Here is a 306-nt window from a genome sequence, read left to right as displayed (position 1 = left end):
CAAGAAAGTCAAAAACGTCGGTTTGACCGTTTGGTGTATGAAGAGATTAGTGAGCTAAGCTATGAGATCCGTGAGGGCCAGGGGATGCCTCAGACGCCATCCTTCTAAGAAGCATGTTAGCGGAGTTTCAGTCAGGACTAAGCGCAGAAGAACAAGAGAGTTATGAGCGCTTGATCAGTGGGGAACGATTCTTAGGGAGAAAAAGCTTAATGAATCGATTAGAGGTCTATTTAGCGGATTTCAGGGGAATCTAAGAAGGGGGAATAAAAAAAGTAGAAAAAGATGAAAAAAGTAGTTGACAAGGTA

1 protein-coding gene is annotated in these 306 nt (G+C 42.8%); it reads left to right on the top strand.

Annotated elements, in window-relative coordinates; all coding sequences use genetic code 11:
- Positions 1-113 precede the first annotated feature (113 nt).
- Positions 114-254, top strand: coding sequence for a hypothetical protein (locus tag STRDD13_RS08570; protein WP_156471296.1), 141 nt, complete (start codon positions 114-116; stop codon positions 252-254).
- Positions 255-306 lie beyond the last annotated feature (52 nt).

The sequence above is a fragment of the Streptococcus sp. DD13 genome, from assembly GCF_001578875.1.
GTDB lineage: Bacteria > Bacillota > Bacilli > Lactobacillales > Streptococcaceae > Streptococcus.
Note: the sequence above shows the minus strand (reverse complement) of the source record. Positions and strands in the feature narration are given on the sequence as shown.